Here is a 22,127-nt window from a genome sequence, read left to right on the forward strand (position 1 = left end):
CGGGAGGGGCGGCCGCCTCACGTGCGGGCGACGTTCGCTGTGATCAGGCGGAGTAGGTGTTTGGCGGTGGCGTCCTGTTCGGGGGTCAGGTTCATGGCGTCGCCGATGGCGAGCGGGACGGTGTGGGCCCTGTTCTGGAGCTCCGCACCCGCCTCCGTGAGGTGGACGGCGACCGAGCGCTCGTCGTCGGCGCGCCGCTCGCGCAGGACCAGGCCGTTCGCTTCGAGGCGCTTGAGGAGCGGGGAGAGCGTGCTGGACTCCAGCTGCAGCGCCGCGCCCAGGTCCCGTACGGAGAGGGAGTCCCGCTCCCAGAGGGCGAGCATCACCAGGTACTGCGGGTAGGTCAGGCCCAGCGCGTCCAAGAGGGGCCGGTAGCGCACCGTGACCGCACGCGAGGCGGCGTAGAGGGCGAAGCAGAGTTGGTCCTCCAGCCGGAGCGAGCCGTAATCCGGGTTCTCGGTCGCCGCGTTCCGCATACGCCGTCCCTCTGCTCGTTCCGCTGCCGCCGCCGGCGGACTACCGGCTCCTGATCCTACCTCTCAGGTTGTGCGCGACCGTAGCGTGCGCGATTAAGTTGTGCACGACTTAGTCGTGCAGTACGTTTCTGGTACGCCCTGCCGGACGGCGGGTACTGCGATCGTCGAGGACTGCCGCCTGCCCTCGACGTCCCACGAACTGGAGAGCCCGACATGACCGAGAAGAGTGCCCCTCCTGTCCTGGAGCCCGCTGCGACCGCGCTCGCGGAGGCCACGGCGAAGCCGCCGTTCCTGTTCCAGCTTCCGCCGGCCGAGGGCCGCAAGGCCGTGGACGACATCCAGTCGGGTGAGATCGCCGAGCCCGAGGTGCACGAGGAATGGGTGACCGTCCCCGGCGGCCCCACCGGCGAGGTCAAGACCCGGATCGTCCGCCCGGCAGGGGCGTCCGGCGCGCTGCCGGTGATCGTCTACATCCATGGCGCCGGCTGGGTGTTCGGCAACGCCCACACCCACGACCGCCTCGTCCGCGAGCTCGCGGTAGGAACCGGCGCCGCCGTGGTGTTCCCCGAGTACAGCCTCTCGCCCGAGCACCGCTACCCGGTCGCGATCGAGCAGAACTGGACCGTCGCCCGCTGGGTCGTCACCGACGGAGCGGCGCACGGCCTCGACGCCACCCGGATCGCCGTCGCAGGCGACTCGGTCGGCGGGAACATGAGCATCGCCCTGACCCTGATGGCCAAGGAACGCGGGGGACTGGACCTGCGTCAGCAGGTCCTCTTCTACCCCGTCACCGACGCCGCCTTCGACACCGGCTCCTACCAGCAGTTCGCTTCGGGCTACTACCTGCGCCGCGACGGCATGCAGTGGTTCTGGGACCAGTACACCACCGACCCCGCCGAGCGGGCCCAGATCACCGCCTCCCCGCTGCGCGCCACCACCGAGCAACTCACCGGCCTGCCCCCGGCCCTGGTCATCACCGCGGAGGCCGACGTCCTGCGCGACGAGGGCGAGGCCTACGCCGACAAGCTGCGCAGCGCCGGCGTCCCCGTCACCGCCGTCCGCCAGAAGGGCGTCATCCACGACTTCGTCATGCTCAACGCCCTGCGCGAGACCCACGCCGCCGAAGCCGCCATCAGCCAGGCCGTCAAGACCCTGAGTACCGCACTCGGCACCGCCTGATCAGTCCGGATCGCGCCCGGCACACCGTTCGCCGGGTTTCCGGTCCGGCGGGGCAGCCCTGGACGGAGGGCCGCCCCGGGGGAGGGGAGGGGAGGGGCTTACTGGCCGGGCTTGCGGCCGTGGTTGGCGCCCGTCTTGCGGCGTGACCTCTTCTTGCGTGCGCGCTTGGACATGGAGGTACGGGATCCCTTCAGGCGGTGTGGCCGACGAGGAGGTCGGCGAGCTTGTTGAGGCGCTTGACCGTGCGGTCCTCCGTGGCGGCCGGGGCCGGGGCGACGCGCCGGCCCCGGTCGTAGTACGCGCCGTTGACGATCTCGGTCGCCGGGTCGCAGAGGCGTACGACGTGGGCCGCGCCCTCGGCGGCCGGCGCGCCTTCGTGTCCGTAGAGGGGGAGAAGGCCGGTCTCGCAGATGCCCGGGTTGACGGAGACAGCGGTGACGCGCGGTTCGGCGGCGAAGACGGTCAGCGCGAGCTGCGACTGCGCGTACGCGGCGAGGCGGGCGTAACGGCGGATGCGCTGCGGGTCGTTCCACTGGATCGCGCCGGTGCGGTGGAGCGAGGAGGAGACGTTGACGACCCGGCCGCCGGGGTCGCCGGTCAGCGCCGGCTCCAGCAGGTTGGTGAGGAGGTAGTGGGCCAGGAAGTTGACCTGGAAGGCGATCTCGTTGCCGTCGGTCGTGAGCGTGTGCCGTTCGGGGGCGGCCATGGCCGCGTTGTTGACCAGCGCGTGCAGCAGGGGGTGGCTCCGTACGACCGCGTGGGCCATGTTCTCGACCTCCGCCAGGCGGGAGAAGTCGGCGGCGAGCGGGTGCAGGAGAGCGCCGTCGATGCCCGCGGTGGCGATCAGGCGGTCGGCGGCGGCCCGGGCCTCCTCGGGGGTGCGCCCGTGGAGGAGGACGCAGGCGCCGCTTTCGGCGAGCATGCGGGCGGCTTCGAAGCCGATGCCGGAGGTGGCCCCGGTGACGAGGACGGTACGGCCGGACAGGGTGGAGGACATGTGTGATTCCTGGATGCAGGCATGACGGATGCGCCCGGCACCCGGCGCGGAGCGCGGGGCGTGGGCTCAGGCCATGCGGGGAAGGGGTGGAAAGACTCCTGTGCCGCTGTCGCTACGGGCTTCATCGCCCCGCAGTCAGGCACGTGGAGTGGATGACGCGCGGCCGGATTCAGACGGCCGGGCGGGCAGCGGGCGCTGCCGGCTGCACCGGATTCGGTGGCCGGTCCTCGTGGCGCGGACCGCTGTTCATGGACCCATCCCAGCGCATCGCCATGGCTCCGGGCAAGAAGCCGAGCCCGGCTTTGACGGGCTTCTGACGGGCCCCTGACGTGCGGTGATGCCGCAGGCAGGTGGCCTCGTTTGACCTTGACACGGTGACAAGGTCTTCATTGAGGTCGGGTGCGGCCCCGCAGGGCCGGCCGTGAGGGGAGCAGGCGTTGCTGATCGGTGAGGTGGCCAGGCGGTCGGGGGTCAGCGCCCGCATGCTCCGGCACTACGACTCGCTGGGCCTGGTGCGGCCGACGGGGCGCACCGGGTCCGGGTACCGGGAGTACTCCGACGAGGACATCCGGCGGATCTTCCACGTCGAGAGCCTGCGCTCCCTCGGCCTGTCGCTGCGCGACGTCGCACGCGCGCTGGACGACCCGGGCTTCCGGCCCTCGGACCTCGTGGGCGACCTCATCCGCCAGACGCGGGAACGCATCGCCGTCGAGACGGCGCTGCTCACGCGACTGCGTCGGATCGGCGCCGCGGAACCGGCCGGCTGGGAGGAGGTTCTCCAGACCGTCGCGCTCCTGCACGCGCTGGGATCGGAGAGTGCCGGGAAACGCCAGCGTGCGGCGCTGGCTTCGGCCGAAGCGGCGCCGCTGCCGGTGGAAGCCCTCGTCGAGGCGGCGCTCGGCGAGACGGATCCGAACGTCGCCGGAGCCCTTCGCTGGGCCGTGGCCCAATCGGGCGATGGCGCGTTGGAACTGCTGGCGCAGGGCCTGGCCTCGCCCGTGGCCGAGGTACGGGAGCGGGCGGTCCGGTCCATCGCCGAGATTCCGGGCGAACAGGCGATCACCCTGCTGCAGGGCGCCCTCACGAGCTCCGACGCCACGGTCCGCAGGCATGCGGCCCTCGCGCGGGGAGCAGCCGGAGCAGCCGAGGCGATCCCCGCACTCGTCGACGTGATCGTCGAGGGCACGAACGACGTCGATGCGGCCGACGCGCTGAGCGCGCTGGCCGGCCGCCCCGAGTTGGCCGATCAGATCGCCACCGCACTCGTTGCCCGCGTCCCGCACGGCCCCGACGCATCACCCGCACGCCGACGACTGACCCAGGCCCTCGCGGACATCCCGGGAACCACCGCCACCCGCGCCCTCACCGACCTGTCACGCGACGAGGAACCTGCCGTCGCGCTCACCGCGGCGTACATCCTCACCCTCCGTGCCGCGCGATGACGGGCCGTGCGCAGCCGCATCGATCCGGTCACCCTGGCGGGCCGTCCGGTAAACCGAGAGTGGCTGCGACCTGGGCGGCAGGCGCGGGAGGTCGCGTCGCGCCGGTCGACGCACCGCGCTCCTGCAGGGCGTGGGCCTGCGGCCCCCCGGCGGGAGCGGTGCGAATACTCCCCACGTAACCGATATCCGAACGAACTGTCCGTAAATCGATCGCCGATGTGCGGCAGACCTTCATGCCTGGCAGGCTCGGCCCCAGTTGAGCGCTGCATGAAAGCCGTAGCGCACCAGGAAGCCTTCGATTCGAAAGCGAGTCTTGTTATGCGTCACCGCTTAGCCACCGTCTCCGCCGCCGCACTCCTCTGCTTCGCCGGTGCCACGGGCGTGGCGGAGGCGAGCCCTGCGAGCCTGTACGCCCCCTCCGCCATGGTCTTCACCGTCACCCAGGGGGACGACGCCGCCACGGGTACGGTCCTGCGGGCGACCGTCCTCAGCTGCGCCTACGCCGCCGAGGGCACGCACCCCGCCCCCAGGGCCGCATGCGACGCCCTCAATGCCACCGGCGGCGAGTTCAACCGCCTGCTGGCCGCCCCGGATCCGGACCGGGCGTGCCCGATGCACTACGACCCCGTCACCGTCACCGCGGACGGCGTATGGCGTGGTGCCCATGTCGCGTGGAAGCACACCTTCTCCAACGCGTGCGCGATGTCCGCGACCCTGAACGGCAACCCGGTCTACGCGTTCTGACGGGCGAGGGGACGGCGGCCGCGCGCCGGCGCCCGGGGGGACGGGACGCCGGCGCGCGGCCGCCGATCTCGGCGGGTTGCCGCCCCGCTCGAAACGGCAACCCGCCGATGTTCACGCGTATGGCCCGTGACCGAACGCTCAAACACGAAGGCCCGGGAAAATGTGGAGCCCGCCCGGCGTCAGGCCGGCGCCTTCCGGGTGTCCGTGGCAACCGCAGGCTCCGCCGCGCGCGACAGTCCGGTATCGCCTAGTTTGGGCACCGTCGAGATTTCATTCCCACACCAAGGAGTTCACCATGGCTGACAAGGGAAAGATGGACCAGGCCAAGGGCAAGGCCAAGGAGACCGTCGGCAAGGTCACCGGCGACGACCGGATGAAGGCCGAGGGAAAGATGGACCAGGCCAAGGGCAAGGCGAAGGAAGCCCTGAGCGAGACCGAGGAGCGTGCCCGCGGCATCCAGGACTCGCTGCGCGACAAGAACGACAGGACCTGACGCCGCCCCGCGAGCCCCTCGCGGCTCGCGGGTGAGCCAGGAAGCGGCCCCCGGCGCCTCGGCGTCGCGGGGCCGTTCTCGGACCCCGGCCACTGCGAGGGGAGCGGCCCTCAGCACGGGGTGCGCGTTTGTTCAAAGATCGACTGACCCGGCCGGGCAGCACGATGCTGGTGACCTGCCCGGTCACCCGGTCGACCCCGGCCGGGCCGGGCAGGTCGGCACCGCGCTCCGACCGGAATTGTCGCGGCGAGCGCCCGCTCATCGCCTTGAGCTCCCGGTTCATATGGGCCTGGTCGCTGAACCCGCAGGCCGCGGCCACGTCCGCGAGCGGGCGGCCGCCGTGGTTGACCAGCCACAGGGCGCGCTGGAAGCGCAGCACACGCGCCGCGGTCTTCGGCGTCAGACCGATCTGCTCCCGGAAGAGGTACTCCAGCCGCCGCTTGCCGCGGCCGGTGCGTACCGCCAGCTCCCCGACGGGGAGGCTGCCACCGCTGCGGACCAACTCCCCCCACGCATGGCGCAGCGGCTCGGCGGCACACGCATCCGTCGCCTCGGTCCAGGTGCGGAGCGTGTCGTCCAGCAGGGCGAAGCGGGGCTCCCACTCGACCGCGTCGTACAGGGCCTCGGCCAGCAGATCGGACCGCCGGCCGAGGAGTTCGCCCGGCTCGGCCATCCGGTCGGCCAGGTCGCTCATGGGCTGCCCGAGGAGTCCGAACGCCGCCCACGGCGCGAGGAGCACCTCCACGCCCTCCACCCGGCCGGCGTGTTCACCGAGCGTGGGCCGGGTCTGGAGGCCGGAGAGCAGCGCGGAGTAGGGGCGGGCGGTCGCGTCGCGCTGCGTGCCGAGCGTCACCCACACCGGGTCGGCGAGGTTGAAGACCAGCGAGACACAGGCGTCCGGCACCTCCAGCCGCCGTCGCCCGTACCCGAGGTCCATGCGGTAGCCCCGGTATCCGCGCACACCCGGCCGGAGCCGCGGATGGGGCAGGCCGCGCACCACTTCCCACGTGCCATGCGGGCAGGCGTCCCCGGCGAGGGCCCGGGACGGGGGAGGTGAGCCGGACGGCATGTCGCGCCTCCTTCGGCCCCGGGGCCATTCGGTGGGGCCCGGTGAATCGGTCTGTCTCGTACGCAAGGTGCACGCGGGCATCGGTGCCCCGCCACCCGCCGCTCCATGCGCCGCGCCCCCGGAAGGGCTCGATCCCGACGCGACGTGCCGTTCGGCATGCGTTTACGGGACAACCCGTCGGGCGACGGCGGGCGTTCGGGGTCGGCCGGGACCCTCGTGTGGCCCCAGCCCCACTCCCACTCCTCCCGGGACGGTCACCGTGCTCGAAGCAGGCACATCCCAGGGGCGTCTTCGCCCCGCCCCGCTCCACCTCGCCGTCGCCGGGTGCATGCTGGCGGCCGGCGCGCTGCTGTTCGCGCTCGCGGCACACGCGGCCCCTGCCGACGACATCCGCATCAACGAGGTGGTGACGACCGGCAGCATCGACGACTCGATCGAGCTGTTCAACAAGGGCACGGCCACGGTCGACATCTCGGGCTGGATCCTCAAGGACGACGACAAGAGCTCGAAGTTCAAGATCCCGTCCGGGACGGTGCTCGCCCCCGGGGCGGCCCGCGCCTTCGACGTGGACGCGGCGTTCGGCCTCGGCTCCAGCGACAAGGCCCGCCTCTACCTCCCCGACGGCGCCACCCTGGTCGACAGCTTCAGCTGGAGCAGCCACTCCAGCCCGTCCTGGTCGCGCTGTCCCGACGGCACCGGCGCCTTCGCCAAGGCGGCCCTGACGCTCGGCGCACCGAACGACTGCGGCTCAGGGGACGGCGGCGGTACGAACCCGGTGGCCTGGCCCGGCGGCAGCTCCGTGGCGACGGCCGACGGTTCGAACGTCTTCGGCCAGGACCTCAGCGGCCTGTACCAGGAGGGCTCCGTGCTGTGGGGCGCCCAGAACTCCGGCACGCTGTGGCGGCTGGTCCGCGACGGCTCCGGCGGCTGGCGCCCGGACACCGCGAACGGCTGGTCCTCCGGCAAGACACTGCGCTACCCCGGCGGCGCCGGCAGCCCGGACAGTGAGGCCGTCACCCTGACCGCCGCGGGCGCGGCGGGCGGCGCGTACGTCGCGAGCGAGCGCAACGGCGACGCGTCCGGCACCAGCCGCCTGTCCGTCCTGCGCTACGACGTCACCACCGGCGCGGGCAGCGCCCTGACGGCCACGAAGGAGTGGAACCTGACGGCCGGCCTGCCCGCCGCCGGCTCCAACCTCGGCTTCGAGGCGATCACCTGGATCCCCGACACCACCCTGACGGCGGCCGGCTTCAAGGACGAGTCGACCGGCGCGGCCTACGACCCGAACCGGTACGGCGCGCACACCGGCGGCGTCTTCTTCCTCGGGGTCGAGGGCACCGGCACCGTCTACGGCTACGTCCTGCAGGACGGCGGGGCCGCGAGCCGCCTCGCCACGATCGCCAGTGGCATGTCCGGCGTGATGGAGCTCCAGTGGGAGCCGCAGGCCGCGCGGCTGTGGCTGGTCTGCGACGACACCTGCGACGGCCGCCACCGGACCATGAAGATCGGCGCCTCCGGCACCTTCACCCTCACCGCCACCTACGACCGCCCGAGCGGCATGCCGGACCTCAACAACGAGGGCTTCGCGCTCGCCGGAGGCGACGAATGCGTGGGCGGCGCCAAGCCCGTGTACTGGTCCGACGACAGCAACACCGGTGGCCACGCACTCCGCAGGGGCACCATCGCCTGCTGATCCCGACGGCCCCCGCGGGCCTGGTCCTCCTCCTCGCCGGCACACGCGACCCGTCTTCACACGCGACCCGTCTTCACACGGGATCTGACGGCAGAGGGGGCGCATCGGGCCCGTGGAGGCGGGGAGCCGGCGGCGGCGTGCGACCCTTCAGTCATGGATGTGATCTTTGCCGAGAACGAGAGTGCCGTACGCCGCTGCTGGCCCGTCTTCTCCCAGCTGCGGCCCCACTTGGACGAGGACGGGTTCGCCGAGCGCTGGCGGACGCAGACCACGGAGGGGTACCGGATCGTCTACCTGGAGGAGGACGGCGAGGTGTGCGTCGTCGCGGGCTTCCGCGTCATGCACACGATGATCTCGGGCCGCATGCTGTACCTGGACGACCTCGTCGCCGACGAGGCCCTCCGCGGCCGGGGCCTCGGCAGCCGGATGCTCACCGCCCTGAAGGCCATCGCAACGGACGAGGGGTGCGAGGAGTTCCACCTCGACACGGGCCACCAGCGCCACGCCGCGCACCGGACCTACCTGCGCAACGGCTTCCGGATCGACGCCCATCACGTCTCCATGAACCTGCGCTGACCGCGGCCCCGACCTGCCACACCCCGCCCGGGCCCTCTGGCCCGGGCTCAGGTGCGCCCGTACCCTCTGCCCCATGATCGATTCACGTACCCATGTCCGCGTCGCCCGCCCCTCCCTCGACCTGAAGGCCGCCGAGCGGTTCTACGTCGACGGGCTCGGCCTGGAAGTGCAGTGGCGCAGTGCCGAGCGCGCGCCCGGTGAACACGACCTCCTCATGGTCGGGCCGGCCGCGGGCGGATGGCACTTCGAGCTCACCCACGACCCCGAGAACCCGATGGTGCCCGCCCCCACCGTGGACGACCTCTTCGTCGTCTACCTGGGCGACGCGCCCGACGAGGAGTTCGTCCAGCGGCTCGTCGAGCACGGCGGCACGCGCGTGGCCGCGCACAACCCCTACTGGGACGAGCACGGAGTCACCGTCGCCGACCCGGACGGCTACCGGCTGGTGCTCTGCTCCCGTACCTGGCCCTGACGCGGCCCCGGGAAACCGGGGATCCCGGGGACGTGACGTTCTCTTACCCGGGCTCTCCGGCCATGACCGGTTTTCTATGCACCATGTCTGCCATGACGACGAACGACGATGCCACGGCCTGGCAGGGCGGCAGCCTCGACCTGGATGCGTACCTCCGGCGTACCGGCTATGACGGAGAGCTCGTGCCCACCCTCGACGTTCTGCGGGCGCTGACGCGTGCGCACATCACCTCGATACCCTTCGAGACTGTCGAGATCGCGCTCGGCCGGCCGATCTCCCTCGAACTGCAGGACCTCCAGGACAAGTTGGTCCACGGCCGCCGCGGCGGCTACTGCTACGAGCACACCGTGCTGCTCGCGGCGGTGCTGGAGCGGGTCGGCTTCCGGGTGACCGGGCTCGCCTCGCGGGTCCGCATCGGCTCAGAGGGGGTGGTCCGTGCGGCCACGCACGCGATGCTGCGCGTGGAGACGGCCGAGACCCCAGAGACCGGCAAGGTGTGGGTGTGCGACCCCGGTTTCGGCCGCAACCCCATCGAGCCCATCGAGCTGGTGGACGGCGCCGAGACCTCATTCGGCGGCTGGGGCTTCCGGCTGGAGGGTTCGACCACCGAGACGGGCGACCGGCTGTACGCGATGCGGACGCGGGGCGCCGACGGCTGGTACGACCTGCACGCCTTCACCCTCGACCAGCGGTATCCGCAGGACTGGATCGTGGCCAACCACTTCCTGTCCACGCATGCGCGTTCGCCGTTCGCGGGCCGGCTCCTCGTCCAGCAGATGCGCGAGCGGGAGCACGTCTTCCTCGACGGCAGCGTCCTCACCCGGACCCAGCCCGACGGCACGGCCACCGCGCAGACCTACACCCCGGAGGAGATCCCGGGCCTCCTGCGCGACCTGTTCGGCATGGAGGTGCCGGAGTCCGACCGTGACGAGCTCATCGCCCGCGTGTACGTGGCCCGTCAGGCCGTGGCGATGTACCCGACGACCGTGCAACCGTCGACGCTGCCCCTCCAGCAGCCGCGGGCGCACCGCGCCGGACGCAGGAGGGTGACGCCGGTCAGCTGAGCCCCGGGGCGCGCCCGGCCGGCTCCTCGGGGCCCCGGGCGGGCCGTTGCCCCTGCTGCGCGGCGGGTTCGGGCCAGGTGCGGCGGATCTGGGCGTCGGTCATCGCCGAGGTGTGCGCTGCCGGTGCCCGGTCCAGGCCGAAGCCGATCAGCAGGGCCTCGGCGTAGCGGCGCCAGGCTTCGGGGTCGATGTCGTGGGTTCGGTCGGCGACGGCGCCGATCATGTACAGGAATGCGTACACGTCGGCGCCGGCGAAGTCCTCGCGGACCGCGCCCGCCGCCACGGCCCGTTCCACCAGGCCTTCCACGTGGACGCCGAGGTCGTCGCGCATCCGGGAGATCGGCCCCGCCTCGATGGTCGCGTGGCCGAGGATGACCTCCAGTGCGCGGTCCCGGGCCCGCCACCCCGCCGCCTCCAGCAGGTAGTGGCGCAGTGCCTGCCCCGGGTCCGACTGCGCTTCGGCCGCTGCCGCGAGGTCCAGGAAGGTCGTGAAGCGTTCGGTGAACAGGGCGTCGATCAGCGCCTGCAGGTCGGGGAAGCGCCGGTAGACCGTGCCGACCCCGATGCCCGCCTCGCGGGCGATCTCGTTGAGGGTGACGGCGGCGCCCCGCCGCGCGAACATGCGGTCGGCCGTCTCCATGATGAGCTGGCGATTTCGTTCCGCGTCCGCTCGCAGCGGGCGTTGCGTTTCCCGGGTCACACCGGGACATTCTCCATCACGGCCGGGGCGCGTACGTACCTGGCCAGGAGCGCTGCGCCCGTCACGACGCTCCACAGCAGCCATGAGTAGACGCCGCCGCGCTCGAACACCCCTGCCGTACGTGCGGACATGCCGGCCAAGGCCTCGCTCAGCAGGCCCAGTACGCCGACCGCGATGCTGAAGACGCGGTAAGCGGTCGGCAGTTCGAGGCTCCGTAGTGAGCCCGCCATGATGGCGACCGTGTTGGCGCACAGGATGCCGACCGCCGCGCCTCCGACGTGGATGGCCAGGCTGTAGCCCGGGGCATCCGCCATGCCGTGGAACAGGCCGACCAGGACGAACGCCACGCCGTGCGCGATCGCGAGGGTGAGGGCGACGCGCCGGGTGCGGCCCTCGACCAGGCGGGCCAGCAGGACCACCGCCGTCGCGAACAAGATCCCTGGATCGCGAACGACGCGTTCATCAGCTGATGCGCCGGCGAACAGATGTCGCGCCCCTGGAGCCGCGTACCGCAGTCGGGCACGCCGAGATCGCTGATGTAGTTCGTCGCGTAGCTGTACGTCGGATCGGTCCAGGCCGCCGCGGCGATCGCTTCGGCGATCACCCACTGCGCCGCGTTCACGATCAGGACGACCGCTGCCAGTGGCAGCCAAACCCTGCGCGGCATAGGGACCCCTCTTCCTCTTCCTCGTTCTCTTCGCCGACGAGCGAGCCCTCACCGTAGCAGTAACTGGATAATTCAATCCACTTAACCAAACTCGACAAGTAACTTGGCGAAGTTGCTTGTGGAGTTCTACGGTGGGGGCATGACCACGAATCCCGGGCCACAGGGGTCCGCTGCGACCGCGCAGCGGCTCAACGATGCGATCAAGCGGCTGCGCGCCCGCCTGCGCACGGAATCGGGGCAGGACGCGACCGGCCTGACCGTCACGCAGCTCACCGTCCTGGCGAGTGTCGTACGGGAGGGCCCGGTCACCGCGGCCCGGCTCGCTTCGCTGGAGCACGTCAGTCCGCAGTCCATCGCGCAGAGCCTGGCGGTCCTCAAGGCCGCAGGCCTGGTCCATGGCGAGCCCGACCCGCAGGACGGCCGCCGGAAGCTGATGAGCGCCGATCCCGCCGCCACCGAGCTGATCGACAAGCTGCTCGCGGGTCGCGCGGCCTATCTGGCCCGTGCCATCGACCGGCTCGTCCCGCCGGACCGACTGGCGGAGGTGGAGAAGGCCGTCGAGCTGCTGGAGCGACTGGCCGCGGCAGACCTGACCGGCCCGGCCGACCCGAGCGACGGCAGCATATGAGGACCGGTACCCGCCGGGCCGCCGCGACGGCATCCGGCCTCGCCCGCAAGCCGTTCGCGTGGACGTTCACCGCCCCGCTCTACGTGGGCTCCAGTCTCAACGCCATCAACAGCTCCATCATCGCGACCGCCCTGGTGCCGATCGCCGCCGAGCTGCACGTCCCGGTGGGCAGCACCGCCGTGCTGATCACCTCGCTCTACCTGGCCAGCGCCGTCGCCCAGCCCGCCGCGGGCAAGCTGGCGGAGGTCTTCGGCGCGCGCCGGATCTTCCTCGCCGGCATCGTCCTGGTGCTGTTGGGCGGCTCGGTCGGCGGCCTCGGCCGGAACCTGGCGATGCTGACCGTCGCCCGCGTCCTGGTCGGCATCGGCACCTCGGCCGCCTTTCCCTGCGCGATGGTGCTGATCCGGCGCCGTGCCGACGAGGCCGGCCTCGACACCCCGCCGGGCGGGGTGCTCGGCGGCCTCGCGATCGCGGGCATGGCCACCGCCGCCGTCGGACCGCCGATCGGCGGCCTTCTGGTCGGCACCGCGGGCTGGCGCTGGGCCTTCCTGATCAACATCCCGGTCACTGTGATCGCGATGGCGGTGGCCGCGCGCTGGCTGCCCAAGGATCCCGTGCTGCCCGGGAATCCCGTGCTGCCCGGGGATCCCGCGAATCCTGCGCTCGGCCGTGGGCAGAACCGTTTCCTTGAGCTCGCCGGCCGGATCGACCTGCCCGGCATCCTCGGCTTCGCCGCGTCGATGAGCGTGCTCGTCGTCTTCCTGACGGGCCTTCCGCAGGTCCGGTGGGCCGCGCTCGCCGCCTTCGTGCTGGTCGCCGTACCCACCGTCATATGGGAGCTGCGGAAGGCGTCGCCGTTCTTCGACTTCCGAGGTCTCGCCGCCAACGGCGCCCTCGCCCGTACGTACCTGCGCCAAGCACTCATCCTGCTCGGCGTCTACTCCGTGATGTACGCAATGACCCAGTGGATGGAGGCCGCACACGGGCTGTCCACCCTGGAGGCCGGACTCCTGCTGCTGCCGATGGGGGCCGTGTCCGCGCTGTTCTCTCGCCCGCTCGCCCGCCGCAACCTGGTGCGCGGACCGGTGATCGCCTCGGCACTGACCATGCTGGTCGGCTCGGTCGGCATCATGCTGCTCACCTCCCACAGCCCCGCGATCGCCATCGTGCTCGTCACCCTGGTCTTCGGCATCACGACCGCCACCACCACCGTCGGGAACCAGACCGCTCTCTACCTCGCGGCGCCGCCCGACCAGATAGGCACCGCCTCCGGGCTGCTCCGGACCTGCGGATACCTCGGATCCATCACCTCCGCCGTGATCGGCAGACTCGTCTTCCGCGACGGGGCGAGCGACCACGGCCTGCACGTCCTCGGCCTCGTGCTGGTCGTCGCGGGCCTCGCGGCCCTGCTGCTGGCCGTGTTCGACCGCCGGCTGATGGCCCGCGGGACGAGCCGTCCGGCCGCTCGTACCTCCCGTACCCCTAACGCCAAGGAGACCCCCGCGTGAACGCCACCGCCCTCCCGACCCTCGTACCCGAGCGGACCGCCCTGCTCGTCATGGACTTCCAGAACGGGATCGTCGCAAGCACACCCGAGCCCGACGCGCTCATCGAGAGGGTCAAGGAAGCCATCGCCGGCGTCCGCGCCGGCGGCGGAACCGTCGGCTACGTCCGCGTCGCCTTCACGGAGGAGGACTGGGCAGCGGTTCCGGAGGCCAACACGACCTTCAGCCCGATCGCCGCGGCGAAGCAGTTCCACCACGAGGACATCGCAACCCGGATCGACGAGCGGATCGCTCCCGAGGACGGCGACATCGTCGTACGCAAGGTCCGCATCGGCGCGGGCTCCACCACAGACCTCCACCGGCAGCTGCGCGACCGCGGTATCGACACGCTCGTCCTCGCCGGGATCAGCACCAGTGGTGTCGTCCTGTCCACGCTCGTCGACGCCGCCGACCGCGACTACCGCGTCTACGTCCTGTCCGACGGGGTCGCCGACCGCGACCCCGAGGTCCATCGGGTGCTGCTCGACAGGGTGTTCCCGGCCCGGGCCCATGTCATCGACACCGTCGGGCTGCGCGCTCTGCTGCCGTCCGGCGGCTGACGCCTCGGCCGGCCATCGGGGGGCACCCGTCTCAGGCCCGGCTCTCGGCCCTGGCCTTCAGGCGGTGCAGCCAGGTGTCGAGCGAGGCGTCGAGGGCCTGCTGGAGGGCGGGCGTGTCGGCTTCGACCGGGGCGCCGGACCAGGACTCCTCCGTGTGGACGCGCACCCCGTCCTTGCACGGCGTGAAGGTCCACACGTGGACCGCGGTGATCCCCTGCGCCGGTCCGCCCCAGGCGATGCGGCGCTGCGGCACGACCTGCTTGACGGTGGAGTCGATGTCGGCGAGGCCGTGGACGGACCAGCGGAACACCGACCCGGCCCGCAGCGGGCCGGGCGTGAGCACGGTCGCCTCGATGACCTCGGGCTGCCAGGCCGGCCAGCCCTCGACGTCGGTCTGGATCTTCCAGATCCTGTCCAGCGGCGCGTGGATGACGATGTCGTCGCGGGTGATGACCGGGGCATCGCGGTCGATCTCCACGGGGTGGTGCTGGGCCGTCCCGGAGATGCCGATCGTGAAGGCGACGGGCAGGGCTGCGGCCTTGGCGAGCAGGGTGTTGAGCATGACGGGTCTCCTGGAGTCGTAGTAGTGGGCGTGGGCGTGGGCGTGTGGTCGGGGATGGTGCGGTGCGCGGCGCGTTGCCGGATCAGGGGACCAGGACCACCTTTCCGGCGACCGTGCCCGACTCGGCCAGGCGCATCGCCTCGGCGGCGCGGGCCAGCGGGATCTCGGCGGCGACCTTGGCCGTGATCTCGCCGCGCTGCAGGGCCGTGAACACCTGGGTCAGGTCGGAGCGCAGGCGCGCCCGGAAGCGGTTCTTGGCGTAGGCGCGCCCGGCCCACACGTTGAAGAAGTACGCGCGGCGGCCGTTGGGCAGCGCGTTCCACACCCACACCCGGCCCAGCAGCTTGAGCACAGGCCACGAGCCGGAGCCCTGGTCGTCGCGGGTGGCGGCGGTGCCGTACGAGACGAGGGTGCCGCCGGGGGCCAGCAGCCGCCAGGATCCGACGACGCCTTCCCCGCCGACGTGGTCGAACACGGCGTCCACCCCGCGGGGCGCGAGGGACCTCACCTGCGCGGGGACGTCGCCGGAACGGTAGTCGACGGGTGTCACCCCGAGTGCGCGCAGCGCCTCGTGGTGACGGGCGGACGCGGTGCCGATCACCCTGGCCCCCGCGGCGAGCGCCAGCTGGACCAGGATCGAGCCCACGCCGCCGTTGGCGCCGTGGACCAGGACGGTCTGGCCGGCGCGCACCCGCGCCTTGCGGTGGAGCATCTGCCAGGCGGTGATGCCGTTGACGACCGCCGTCTCGGCCTCCACCGCGCCGACGCCGTCGGGTACCTCCACCACGTCGGCGGCGTCGAGCGCGATGTGGCTCGCCCAGGCTCCGGTCTTCGTCAGGGCGGCCACCCGCCGGCCGAGCAGGCCCGAGCCGACGCCTTCGCCCACGGCCAGCACCGTGCCGACCAGGTCGTATCCGGGGACGAAGGGGAACGGGGGCTGGTCGTAGTACCGGCCGCGGCGCATCTGCTGCTCGGCGAAGGAGACCCCCGTCGCCTCCATCGCGACGACCACCTGTCCGGCCGCGGGCGCCGGGACCGGGCCCCGGTGCAGCTCCAGGCCCTCGGGCTCGACCTTGCCCGGCAGAACGATCTCGACGCGCTCGACGGTGTTCACCATGACCTCCAGGGGTGTTGTCTCGGTCTTGCTGTTTCGGCTTCTCGTGTTCGTTAGAAGCTGTAACCAGAATGAGCGGGTGTATCGCGGATGTCAAGCGAATCGTTCGTCCGATCGTGAGGGGACTTGCCGATGGTGATAGCTTCTAACTGATTGGTGGCATGGCGGGCGATGAGAGGTGGCGGGCATGGGCACGACCGGACGTACGGAGACCCCTCGCGAGCGGTACCGGCAGCAGGTGCGCGAGGAGGTCAAGGAGAAGGCCTGGCAGCAGATCGCCGGCTCCGGCGCCTCAGCGCTGTCCCTCAACGCCATCGCCAAGCAGATGGGCATGAGCGGACCGGCGCTGTACCGGTACTTCGCCAACCGCGACGAGCTGATCACCGAGCTCATCCGGGACGCGTACCGCAGCCTCGCCGACGCCTTCGCCGCCGCCGGTGACGGGGGAGCGGGCCGGCCCGGCCTCGCCGCACTGGCGCGGGTGCTGCGCCGCTGGGCCCTGGAGGACCCGCACCGCTACTTCCTCGTCTACGGCACCCCGGTACCGGGCTACCACGCGCCGCAGGACACCACCGCGATCACCGCCGAGATGATGTCCGTCCTGCTCGACGCCTGCGTGGCCGCCGCCCCGGGGGCGGCGACCGGCGCCTTCGAGGAGCACCTCGCCGGCCACCGGGACTGGGCCGGCGGCCACCCCGACGCCCCGCCGTCCGCCCTGCGCCTGGCGCTGGCCTTCTGGAGCCGCCTGCACGGCGTGCTGTCCCTCGAACTGGCAGGCCACTTCACGGGCATGGGCCTGGACCCCGCCCGGCTCTACGCGTCCGAGGTGGACGCTCTGACCACCGGCTGACCGCAGGGTGAGCGCAGGCAGGGGGCGTCCGGCCCTACCCGAGCCGCGCTCGCGTGTCATTCCGGAATGTTCCGGATCCCCTGGTCCCGGGCCGTTGCTACGTTCCCGTACGTCCCGGCTCGACGACCCAGGGGGAGGAACGTCACGTGGTTCTCGGCATTTCGCGACGCGCGTTGGGGCTGGTTCTGGCGGCGACGGCTGCCGTACTGCCGCCGCTCGTGGCCCCGTCCACGGCTGCGGCCCGGGCCGCCGGCTTCGCCGCCTCGTGCCCGAATTCCGGTTGGATAATCCAGCACTACAGCCAAGAGCACAACGGCATAGACATCGCGAGCGGCTACGGCACTCCGATCTATGCCGTGGGCGACGGAGAGGTGCTCATCTCGGGTCCCGCAGACGGCTACGGCCAGTGGATCCGCATCCTGCACGGCGACGGGACGATATCCGAGTACGGGCACATGCAGCGGCGGGACGTCGCCACCGGTGACCATGTCCGGGCCGGGCAGCAGATCGCGCTCGTGGGCAGCGAAGGCCAGTCCGAGGGGCCCCACCTCCACCTGCGGATCTGGGGCGACCCGAACGCGAGCGTCCGCACCGACCCCGAGCCGTACCTCGCGGAACGCGGGGTGACCTTCCCCTGCGTGCCGGGCCAGGGCCCCGGACCCGGGCCGGCACCGGTGGTGCACCCGGTGGAGTCGGGCCGGGTGGTGTCGGCCCGGTCGGCGGACGGACGGCTGGAGGTGTTCGCGGCGGCCGCCGACGGCGTGCACCACGCCTGGCAGACCGCCGCCAACGGCGGCTGGTCCGCCTGGGAAGCCCTCGGCGGCCCCGGCAACGCCGAACTGGCCATCGCTCCCAACGCGGACGGCCGACTCGAACTGCTCGCCCTCAACGGCACCACCTTCCAGCACCGCTACCAGACCGCGGCCTCCGGCGGGTGGTCGGGCTGGGAGTCCTTCGGCGGTGGCGGCCGCGACATCGCCGCCGGCACCAATGCCGACGGCCGGATCGAGGTGTTCGCCTCGGGTCCGGCGGGGATCTTCCACCGGTACCAGAACGCGCCCAGCGGCGGCTGGTCCGAGTGGGAGCCCACCGGCGGCGGGCCGGCGCAGGGGCGGATCGAGATGGAGAAGTCTCCGGACGGACGGCTCGAGGTGTTCGCCGTCAACGGGGACACCTTCCAGCACCAGTACCAGACGGCCGTCAACGGCGGTTGGTCCTCCTGGGACAACTTCGGCGGTGGCGGACGCGATCTGACCGTCGACCACAACGCCGACGGGCGGCTGGAGGTCTTCGCCTCGGGTCCTGTGGGTGTCTTCCACAAGTACCAGACGGTTCCGTCCAGTTGGTCCGAATGGGAGCCCTCCGGCGGGCCCGCCGACTCACAGCTGACGAGCGAACGCACCGCCGACGGCCGGGTCCAGGTCTTCGCCATCAACAACAGCGTGGCCATGCAGACCTGGCAGACGGGCCTCAACGCCCCGTACAGCCAGTGGGCCGAGTTCGGCGGCGGCGGGACCGAAGTCACCGCCGCCACCAATGCCGACGGGCGCATCGAGGTCTTCGGTACGAGCGGCGCCGGCGTGTTCCACAAGTGGCAGACCGGATTCTCCACCTGGTCCCCATGGGCGTGGGTGACCGACACCGCCGGTCCCGCCGTCAACTGACCCGAGCTCACCGCCCTGCACCCAGCACGCCCGAAGGGGGAAGCAGTTGTCCAGAACCCAGCGCTCCTTACCCACCGGAACGACGCCGTCACCGCGGAGCCGCGCCGCCCGCCGCCTGGCCGCACCGGCGCTGGCCGTGCTGCTCGGCGCGGCGGGACCGGTCGCCGGGGCCTCGCCCGCATCCGCCGCGTCGAGCGATCTGTGCGCGCAGACCGGCTACAACGCGGGCTTTCGCGGCGACGGCCTGGTGACCGCCGTCGCCGTCGCCCTCGCGGAGTCCAGCTGCAACCCGTCGGCCACCAACGTCCAGAACAACCAGCCCCCGTCCAGGGACCGCGGCCTGTGGCAGATCAACGACTACTGGCACTCCGAGGTCGACGACACCTGCGCCTACGACGCCCAGTGCAACGCGAACGCCGCCTTCAAGATCTCCGCCGGGGGTACGAACTGGCAGCCCTGGTCCACGTACACCGCGGGCGTGCACTGGCGGCACATGGACGAGGCCCGGGCCGCGGTGGACCGGCTCGGTCACCACGAACCCGGACCGGGCCCGCTGACGTATCCGGCGGAGTCGGGCCGGGTGGTGTCGGCCCGGTCGGCGGACGGCCGGCTGGAGGTCTTCGCGGCCGGGGCCGACGGCATCCACCACGCCTGGCAGAACACGGTGAACGGCTCGTGGTCCGAGTGGGAGGCACTGGGCGGCCCGGGCGGTGCGGAGCTGGCGATCGGCCCCAACGCCGACGGCCGGCTGGAGTTGTTCGCCATCAACAACAACACCTTCTCCCACCGCTACCAGCTCCAGCCCTCGGGCGGCTGGTCCGGCTGGGAGTCCTTCGGCGGGGGCGGCAAGGACATCGCGGTCGGCGCGAACGGCGACGGGCGTCTGGAGGTGTTCGCCTCCGGTCCGGTCGGGGTGTTCCACAGGTACCAGAGCGCGCCGAGCGGCGGCTGGGCCGAGTGGGAGCCCGCCGGCGGCGGTCCGGCCAACAGCCGGATCGAGATGGAGAAGTCCCTCGACGGGCGTCTGGAGGTCTTCGCCCTGAACGGCGACACCTTCCAGCACCTGTACCAGACGGCGGTCAACGGCGGCTGGTCGGCCTGGGAGGACTTCGGCGGGGGCGGTAGCGACCTGACCGTGGACCACAACCAGGACGGCCGCCTGGAGGTCTTCGCCTCCGGACCGGTCGGCGTCTTCCACAAATACCAGACCGGTGCGTCGGGTTGGTCCGGCTGGGAGCCCACCGGGGGCCCGGCCGACTCCCAGCTCACCAGTGAACGGTCCCCGGACGGCCGCGTCGAGGTCTTCGCCGTGAACGCGACCACCGCCCAGCACATCTGGCAGAGCGGGGTCAACGCCCCGTACGAACAGTGGGCCGAGTTCGGCGGTGGTGGTACCGAGATCGCCGCCACCGCCAACGCCGACGGCCGCATCGAGGTGTTCGGGACCAGCAGTGCCGGCGTCCACCACAAATGGCAGACCGGATTCACCGACTGGTCCGAATGGGCTTGGGTGAGCGGCACCTCCGGCCCCGCCGTCAACTGACTCCGGAGGGGCCTGTGCATCCGATCAGCAGACGACGCGTGTTGCGGGGTGCGGCCGCCGCCGCGGGCGCGCTCGCGCTGCCGGGGACGCGCAGCGCGGCCGCGGCGGGCCCACCGCACCGGTGGATCGGGGCCGGGCCGTTCATCCACGTCCACGATCCGTCCGTCCCCGGCCGGCAGCGGTACCTCAACGACCACACGCTGATCAAGGCGTCCGGGCGATGGCACCTGTTCAGCATCGTCGGCGACAGCGCGCGGCCCGGTGAGTCCCCGGACAGCGCGGCCGAGGTCACCTTCGCCCACGCCTCCGCCCCGGATCCGTACGGGCCGTGGACCACGCACGCCGACGCGCTGACCGCCGACCGGTCCTACTTCGGCGAGGAGCACCTGTGGGCCCCGCACGTGGTCGAGGCGGGCGGGACGTACTGGATGTTCTACGCCGCCGGCGGCCGCAGCGGCGCCGCGATCAACCTCGCAACGTCCACCGACCTGTTCACCTGGACCCGCGTCCCGTCCGGCCCCCTCTTCCGGGGGCTCGCGGCACGCGATCCGATGGTGCTGCGGGTCGCCGACGAGTGGGTCATGTACTACACCGAGCTGTCCGCCCCGCACGGCCGCCACATCGTGGCCGTACGGCGCTCCGCCGACCTGGTGCACTGGAGCGCGCCGGAGACCGCCTTCACCGACGTGAGCACCGACGCGACACTCTCGGTCACCGAGTCGCCGTGCGTGGTCGAACGGGACGGCTGGTACCACCTGTTCATCGGACCCCGGGGCGGTTACGAGGGTACGGACGTGTTCGCGTCCCGGGACCCGTTCCGCTTCGGCCAGGACGGTTACGCGGGCCATGTCCCCGGCCACGCCGTCGAGGTGGTCTCCGACGGGCAGGACTGGTACGCGAGCGCCGCGGGCTGGTTCCGCCAAGGCCTGTACGTGGCACCCCTGCTCTGGCGGGACGACGCGCCGCCGCCGTGGCAGAGCATGGACAACCCGGTCGCCGGACTCGACGTGGACGGCCGGCTGACGGTGTTCGCGCTCGACGCCGGTGACCGTTCGATGCTGCGGCGCGTCCAGCTCGACCCGGAGTCCGACGCGTGGTCGCCGTGGGAGTCCTTCGGCGGGCCGGCCGGGGCGGTCCCCACCCTCGGCCGCAACGTCAACGGCCGGCTGGAGGTCTTCTCCCTCGCCCCGGACGGCGCCAACCTGCACCACCGGGTGCAGCGGCCCGACGGCGGCTGGTACGAGTGGGAGGAGTTCGGCGGCCCGGCGGGAGCCGCCCCCGCCGTCGCCCGGGGCGCCGACGGCCGGCTGGAGGTCTTCGCGCCGGCTCCCGGCGGCGCCTCCCTCGCACGGCGGCGACAGTGGTCACCCGGCTCGCTGACCTGGGACGCGTGGGACGGGGGGTTCGGCGGACCGGTCGGCGCGCCCCCGGCCGTCGCCGCCAACGCGGACGGCCGGCTGGAGGTGTTCGCCCTCGCGCCGGGCGGCTCCGCGATCCACCACCGCTGGCAGGAGGCCCCGGGCGGAGCATGGGCCGCGGGATGGCAGGCGTTCGGTACGGCGGCCGGCGGCGCGCCGCGCGCGGCACGGGACGGTACGGGCAGGCTCACCGTCGCCGCGATCGCCCCCTGCGGCCTGGCCACGTTCCACCGGCGGCAGACCGTACCCAGCGGCGGCTGGGGCGACTGGCAGCACCTGTTCGGCTGGTCGGCGGGGGCCCCGGCGCTCGCGCCCAGCGCCGACGGCAGGCTGGAGGCCTTCGCGCTGTCGCCCGGCGGTTCCATGCTCGGCCACCGCTGGTACGCCGACTCCGGCGGGACCTGGGCTCCGGCCGAGGAGTTCGGCGAGCCCGGAGTGCCGCTCGCGCTCACCCCCACGGCCGCGGCCGACGCCACCGGCCGCATCCACGTCTTCGCCGTCACCGCCGATGGCCGGATCCGTACCCGCGTCCAGGACCGGCCCAGTGGCGGCTGGGGCGCGTGGAACGCCTTCGGGGAACGCCTGGTGGCGCCGCTCCCGGCAGGCTCTCCCGGGTACTGAGGCCGCGCTCGCGGGGCCCCGGAAATGGCCGGAGTACCACCCTGCGGTCAG

22 protein-coding genes and 1 pseudogene are annotated in these 22,127 nt (G+C 72.3%); 15 read left to right on the plus strand and 8 right to left on the minus strand.

Annotated features, from left to right (window positions below; genetic code table 11):
- Positions 1-17 precede the first annotated feature (17 nt).
- A complete protein-coding gene (locus tag ACIQU4_RS05750; protein WP_403726256.1) occupies positions 18-476 on the minus strand; it encodes a MarR family winged helix-turn-helix transcriptional regulator in 459 nt (152 codons plus the stop codon).
- Positions 477-689: 213 nt separating this feature from the next.
- On the opposite strand from ACIQU4_RS05750, the gene ACIQU4_RS05755 reads away from it, so the two are divergent.
- Positions 690-1,655 (plus strand): alpha/beta hydrolase, encoded by a 966-nt coding sequence (locus ACIQU4_RS05755; protein WP_403726259.1) that lies wholly within the window; start codon positions 690-692, stop codon positions 1,653-1,655.
- A 98-nt stretch (positions 1,656-1,753) separates the two neighbouring features.
- On the opposite strand, the gene ACIQU4_RS05760 is transcribed toward ACIQU4_RS05755, so the two are convergent.
- Both ACIQU4_RS05760 and ACIQU4_RS05765 read right to left on the minus strand, forming a co-directional pair.
- Complete coding sequence (locus ACIQU4_RS05760) at positions 1,754-1,828, minus strand: 50S ribosomal protein bL37 (protein WP_403727693.1); 75 nt, start codon at positions 1,826-1,828, stop codon at positions 1,754-1,756.
- Positions 1,829-1,845: 17 nt separating this feature from the next.
- Positions 1,846-2,652, minus strand: coding sequence for an SDR family NAD(P)-dependent oxidoreductase (locus ACIQU4_RS05765; RefSeq protein WP_403726262.1), 807 nt, complete (start codon positions 2,650-2,652; stop codon positions 1,846-1,848).
- A gap of 437 nt (positions 2,653-3,089) precedes the next feature.
- On the opposite strand from ACIQU4_RS05765, the gene ACIQU4_RS05770 reads away from it, so the two are divergent.
- From ACIQU4_RS05770 to ACIQU4_RS05780, 3 genes are all read left to right on the plus strand, one after another.
- Positions 3,090-4,094 (plus strand): MerR family transcriptional regulator, encoded by a 1,005-nt coding sequence (locus ACIQU4_RS05770; RefSeq protein ID WP_403726265.1) that lies wholly within the window; start codon positions 3,090-3,092, stop codon positions 4,092-4,094.
- Between the two features lie 318 nt (positions 4,095-4,412).
- A complete protein-coding gene (locus tag ACIQU4_RS05775; RefSeq protein WP_403726268.1) occupies positions 4,413-4,838 on the plus strand; it encodes a subtilase-type protease inhibitor in 426 nt (141 codons plus the stop codon).
- A gap of 295 nt (positions 4,839-5,133) precedes the next feature.
- On the plus strand, positions 5,134-5,331 hold the full coding sequence (locus ACIQU4_RS05780; RefSeq protein ID WP_403726270.1) for a CsbD family protein: 198 nt from the start codon (positions 5,134-5,136) through the stop codon (positions 5,329-5,331).
- A gap of 289 nt (positions 5,332-5,620) precedes the next feature.
- Here ACIQU4_RS05780 and ACIQU4_RS05785 read toward each other — a convergent pair.
- Positions 5,621-6,481, minus strand: a pseudogene (locus ACIQU4_RS05785) (helix-turn-helix domain-containing protein); the annotation flags it as partial.
- Between the two features lie 247 nt (positions 6,482-6,728).
- Between ACIQU4_RS05785 and ACIQU4_RS05790 the strand changes: the two are divergent.
- The 4 genes from ACIQU4_RS05790 to ACIQU4_RS05805 all read left to right on the plus strand — a co-directional run bounded on the left by ACIQU4_RS05790 (position 6,729) and on the right by ACIQU4_RS05805 (position 10,205).
- Complete coding sequence (locus ACIQU4_RS05790) at positions 6,729-8,093, plus strand: lamin tail domain-containing protein (RefSeq protein ID WP_403727694.1); 1,365 nt, start codon at positions 6,729-6,731, stop codon at positions 8,091-8,093.
- Positions 8,094-8,246: 153 nt separating this feature from the next.
- Complete coding sequence (locus ACIQU4_RS05795) at positions 8,247-8,669, plus strand: GNAT family N-acetyltransferase (RefSeq protein ID WP_403726272.1); 423 nt, start codon at positions 8,247-8,249, stop codon at positions 8,667-8,669.
- 73 nt (positions 8,670-8,742) lie between these two features.
- Entirely contained in the window at positions 8,743-9,141 is a 399-nt protein-coding gene (locus ACIQU4_RS05800) for a VOC family protein (protein WP_403726275.1), read from the plus strand.
- A 92-nt stretch (positions 9,142-9,233) separates the two neighbouring features.
- Complete coding sequence (locus ACIQU4_RS05805; protein ID WP_403726277.1) at positions 9,234-10,205, plus strand: arylamine N-acetyltransferase; 972 nt, start codon at positions 9,234-9,236, stop codon at positions 10,203-10,205.
- On the opposite strand, the gene ACIQU4_RS05810 is transcribed toward ACIQU4_RS05805, so the two are convergent.
- Complete coding sequence (locus ACIQU4_RS05810; protein ID WP_403726280.1) at positions 10,198-10,845, minus strand: TetR/AcrR family transcriptional regulator; 648 nt, start codon at positions 10,843-10,845, stop codon at positions 10,198-10,200. The two genes, ACIQU4_RS05805 and ACIQU4_RS05810, sit on opposite strands and share 8 nt — an antisense overlap.
- Before the next feature lie 56 nt (positions 10,846-10,901).
- A complete protein-coding gene (locus ACIQU4_RS05815; RefSeq protein ID WP_403726282.1) occupies positions 10,902-11,339 on the minus strand; it encodes a hypothetical protein in 438 nt (145 codons plus the stop codon).
- A gap of 372 nt (positions 11,340-11,711) precedes the next feature.
- On the opposite strand from ACIQU4_RS05815, the gene ACIQU4_RS05820 reads away from it, so the two are divergent.
- Genes ACIQU4_RS05820 through ACIQU4_RS05830 form a run of 3 tightly spaced genes read left to right on the plus strand, consistent with a single transcriptional unit; the run spans position 11,712 to position 14,304 of the window.
- Entirely contained in the window at positions 11,712-12,200 is a 489-nt protein-coding gene (locus ACIQU4_RS05820; RefSeq protein WP_403726284.1) for a MarR family winged helix-turn-helix transcriptional regulator, read from the plus strand.
- Positions 12,197-13,708, plus strand: coding sequence for an MFS transporter (locus ACIQU4_RS05825; protein WP_403726287.1), 1,512 nt, complete (start codon positions 12,197-12,199; stop codon positions 13,706-13,708). The genes ACIQU4_RS05820 and ACIQU4_RS05825 overlap by 4 nt, the downstream gene beginning before the upstream one ends.
- Positions 13,705-14,304, plus strand: coding sequence for a cysteine hydrolase family protein (locus ACIQU4_RS05830; protein ID WP_403726290.1), 600 nt, complete (start codon positions 13,705-13,707; stop codon positions 14,302-14,304). The genes ACIQU4_RS05825 and ACIQU4_RS05830 overlap by 4 nt, the downstream gene beginning before the upstream one ends.
- 31 nt (positions 14,305-14,335) lie before the next feature.
- Here the strand turns inward: ACIQU4_RS05830 and ACIQU4_RS05835 are convergent, their stop codons facing one another.
- Both ACIQU4_RS05835 and ACIQU4_RS05840 read right to left on the minus strand, forming a co-directional pair.
- Entirely contained in the window at positions 14,336-14,866 is a 531-nt protein-coding gene (locus ACIQU4_RS05835) for an SRPBCC family protein (protein WP_403726293.1), read from the minus strand.
- Positions 14,867-14,948: 82 nt separating this feature from the next.
- The gene (locus ACIQU4_RS05840; RefSeq protein WP_403726295.1) at positions 14,949-15,983 is read right to left on the minus strand and encodes a medium chain dehydrogenase/reductase family protein; all 1,035 of its coding nucleotides are present in this window, start codon (positions 15,981-15,983) and stop codon (positions 14,949-14,951) included.
- 184 nt (positions 15,984-16,167) lie between these two features.
- Here ACIQU4_RS05840 and ACIQU4_RS05845 point away from each other — a divergent pair, with 184 nt between their 5' ends.
- From ACIQU4_RS05845 to ACIQU4_RS05860, 4 genes are all read left to right on the plus strand, one after another.
- The gene (locus tag ACIQU4_RS05845; protein WP_403726298.1) at positions 16,168-16,830 is read left to right on the plus strand and encodes a TetR/AcrR family transcriptional regulator; all 663 of its coding nucleotides are present in this window, start codon (positions 16,168-16,170) and stop codon (positions 16,828-16,830) included.
- A 146-nt stretch (positions 16,831-16,976) separates the two neighbouring features.
- The gene (locus ACIQU4_RS05850; protein ID WP_403726301.1) at positions 16,977-18,494 is read left to right on the plus strand and encodes a peptidoglycan DD-metalloendopeptidase family protein; all 1,518 of its coding nucleotides are present in this window, start codon (positions 16,977-16,979) and stop codon (positions 18,492-18,494) included.
- 46 nt (positions 18,495-18,540) lie between these two features.
- Positions 18,541-20,037 carry a hypothetical protein gene (locus ACIQU4_RS05855; protein ID WP_403726303.1) on the plus strand — a complete coding sequence of 499 codons (1,497 nt, stop codon included), beginning with the start codon at positions 18,541-18,543 and terminating at the stop codon, positions 20,035-20,037.
- 14 nt (positions 20,038-20,051) lie between these two features.
- Positions 20,052-22,076, plus strand: coding sequence for a family 43 glycosylhydrolase (locus ACIQU4_RS05860; RefSeq protein WP_403726305.1), 2,025 nt, complete (start codon positions 20,052-20,054; stop codon positions 22,074-22,076).
- Positions 22,077-22,127 lie beyond the last annotated feature (51 nt).

This window comes from Streptomyces sp. NPDC090741 (genome assembly GCF_044769045.1).
Classification (GTDB): domain Bacteria; phylum Actinomycetota; class Actinomycetes; order Streptomycetales; family Streptomycetaceae; genus Streptomyces.

What these genes read in the sequence shown, in the direction of transcription:
- ACIQU4_RS05750 (WP_403726256.1), bottom strand. Translation starts at nt 476, where the DNA reads ATGCGGAACGCGGCGACCGAGAACCCGGATTACGGCTCGCTCCGGCTG.
- ACIQU4_RS05755 (WP_403726259.1), top strand. Translation starts at nt 690, where the DNA reads ATGACCGAGAAGAGTGCCCCTCCTGTCCTGGAGCCCGCTGCGACCGCG.
- ACIQU4_RS05765 (WP_403726262.1), bottom strand. Translation starts at nt 2,652, where the DNA reads ATGTCCTCCACCCTGTCCGGCCGTACCGTCCTCGTCACCGGGGCCACC.
- ACIQU4_RS05775 (WP_403726268.1), top strand. Translation starts at nt 4,413, where the DNA reads ATGCGTCACCGCTTAGCCACCGTCTCCGCCGCCGCACTCCTCTGCTTC.
- ACIQU4_RS05780 (WP_403726270.1), top strand. Translation starts at nt 5,134, where the DNA reads ATGGCTGACAAGGGAAAGATGGACCAGGCCAAGGGCAAGGCCAAGGAG.
- ACIQU4_RS05790 (WP_403727694.1), top strand. Translation starts at nt 6,729, where the DNA reads ATGCTGGCGGCCGGCGCGCTGCTGTTCGCGCTCGCGGCACACGCGGCC.
- ACIQU4_RS05795 (WP_403726272.1), top strand. Translation starts at nt 8,247, where the DNA reads ATGGATGTGATCTTTGCCGAGAACGAGAGTGCCGTACGCCGCTGCTGG.
- ACIQU4_RS05800 (WP_403726275.1), top strand. Translation starts at nt 8,743, where the DNA reads ATGATCGATTCACGTACCCATGTCCGCGTCGCCCGCCCCTCCCTCGAC.
- ACIQU4_RS05805 (WP_403726277.1), top strand. Translation starts at nt 9,234, where the DNA reads ATGACGACGAACGACGATGCCACGGCCTGGCAGGGCGGCAGCCTCGAC.
- ACIQU4_RS05810 (WP_403726280.1), bottom strand. Translation starts at nt 10,845, where the DNA reads ATGGAGACGGCCGACCGCATGTTCGCGCGGCGGGGCGCCGCCGTCACC.
- ACIQU4_RS05820 (WP_403726284.1), top strand. Translation starts at nt 11,712, where the DNA reads ATGACCACGAATCCCGGGCCACAGGGGTCCGCTGCGACCGCGCAGCGG.
- ACIQU4_RS05825 (WP_403726287.1), top strand. Translation starts at nt 12,197, where the DNA reads ATGAGGACCGGTACCCGCCGGGCCGCCGCGACGGCATCCGGCCTCGCC.
- ACIQU4_RS05835 (WP_403726293.1), bottom strand. Translation starts at nt 14,866, where the DNA reads ATGCTCAACACCCTGCTCGCCAAGGCCGCAGCCCTGCCCGTCGCCTTC.
- ACIQU4_RS05840 (WP_403726295.1), bottom strand. Translation starts at nt 15,983, where the DNA reads ATGGTGAACACCGTCGAGCGCGTCGAGATCGTTCTGCCGGGCAAGGTC.
- ACIQU4_RS05845 (WP_403726298.1), top strand. Translation starts at nt 16,168, where the DNA reads ATGGGCACGACCGGACGTACGGAGACCCCTCGCGAGCGGTACCGGCAG.